The sequence below is a fragment of the Enterococcus sp. RTP21361st1_A6_RTP21361_211029 genome (assembly GCF_040910045.1).
Classification (GTDB): domain Bacteria; phylum Bacillota; class Bacilli; order Lactobacillales; family Enterococcaceae; genus Enterococcus_D; species Enterococcus_D gallinarum.
Genome location: NZ_JBDGBK010000202.1, coordinates 1 through 1,515 on the forward strand (window position 1 = coordinate 1; position 1,515 = coordinate 1,515).

At 65.5% G+C, this 1,515-nt stretch carries 3 protein-coding genes; all 3 read right to left on the minus strand.

Features of this window, described 5'->3' with window-relative positions; genetic code table 11:
* The coding region (locus AB5Z52_RS17015; protein WP_368267136.1) for a hypothetical protein at positions 1–287 on the minus strand (287 nt) is incomplete at its 3' end.
* A gap of 13 nt (positions 288–300) precedes the next feature.
* On the minus strand, positions 301–1,200 hold the full coding sequence (locus tag AB5Z52_RS17020) for a hypothetical protein (RefSeq protein ID WP_368267137.1): 900 nt from the start codon (positions 1,198–1,200) through the stop codon (positions 301–303).
* Positions 1,197–1,515 (minus strand): hypothetical protein (locus tag AB5Z52_RS17025; protein ID WP_368267138.1); only part of this gene is annotated, 319 nt, incomplete at its 5' end. The genes AB5Z52_RS17025 and AB5Z52_RS17020, both read right to left, overlap by 4 nt.

Genomic DNA, 1,515 nt, shown 5'->3' on the forward strand with positions numbered 1-1,515 from the left:
TTCGCCTTGATCCATATGACATCGATGCGCGGGTTCGACGGGTCGCCGGCCGACACGGCAGGCGATTGACCGCCGTCCCAGTAGGCCTCGGCGTACCCGTCCGCGCTGCCGCGCGAGCAGACGGCCACGCCCGCGGCCACGTTGTAGCGCAGGTCGGAGCGACCCGTCACGTCCAATCCGCACACGATGCCGACGTTCTCCCAGTGCGCCTTGATGATCCGGCGGTGGGTCGGCGGGTCCACTCCCCTGCCGGTCGAATCGGGGGCCACCCCCAAAGCTGTCGTCATAATCCCTCCTTGATCACATGTAGGTGTCACGGCATTCGACGGTCACGTGCCCGTCGCCGATGGATTGCAGGTTCACGGCCACCGAGCCGCCCGGCGGCACGGTGGGGAAGCCGCGCTGGCGCAGGTTGCGGCTCACGTCCAGCCCGCCTATGCTCGCCGTGCGGCTCCGTGAGTCCAGCACGAGCGGCACGCCGCCGACCGCCTGCGAGTAGTCCAGGCTCATGTCACGGCCCGGGAAGTTCAATTGCACGCCGTCCGGCCACGGACCCTGCACGGTGAACACCGGGTAGGCTCGGCTGGAACCGTTGTTGACGAGCGTGCACACGTTCCGCGCATCCACGGCCGCCGAGCCATAGGACAGCGGATACGCGAGCCCCGCGTTCCCGCTCCCATACGACAGGCCCAACCCCGCATCCCACGCCGGAACCAGCTGAGAACGCCGCGCATCCCACGCCAAACGCTCCGGACGAGGACACACGAAATGCAATGTCAGATTGTTCTCCAACAGGGGATTCCACCGCGAGTCGCGGCCCATCTGCGCCACGTAGCCCTCACAATATGTGTCCTCGTCGCCGTCGACCATGCGCAGCCTGCAGGAGCGGTGCGCCGCGGTGTTGATGCGGCGCATCAGGGAGAGTAGGTCCGCACGGCTGTAGCCGACCGCCTCGTAGTGCACGGTCACGGTGCGGGCCGAATACAGGATATCCGTTTCGGACACGTCATGCGCGCCGTCGCCCTGGCCGCGTTCGGTCAGGGCGACCTTCGCGTCCGGCAGCGTATCCCAGCCCTCCACGCCGTTGGCGGTGATGTACAGGCCCCGGTCGGGCGAATCCGCGGGATTGAACCGGCAGACGAGCTCGTCGCCGGCCCATAGCTCCCCGTAACGCGGGCTCAACGTCCACAGGTCGTTCATCTTGAGAGCCTCCCCACGAGATGAGCGGCGTTGCGGTACATGATCGACGCCGCCGTATACATGTCATCCGCCGGACGCACGATCTTCTGCTGGAACACGGGCGCTATCGTCTGGTTGACGGTCTGGTTGTTAGTCACCGGCTGGCTCAGCATCATCGGCGAGGGCTTGTAGAACCTCTCACGTGGAATCTGACGACGGTTCATGGCCGCGTACAAATCGGCACCGTAATAGCCGACCGATTTCACGTTGCTGACGAATTCGCCGCTTTTGACGCGCGCGTTCGACAGGGTGATATTGTCGTCCCCCGTGTAGGTG

Coding starts and splice junctions, on each gene's coding strand:
- AB5Z52_RS17020 (WP_368267137.1), bottom strand. CDS start 1,200: ATGAACGACCTGTGGACGTTGAGCCCGCGTTACGGGGAGCTATGGGCC.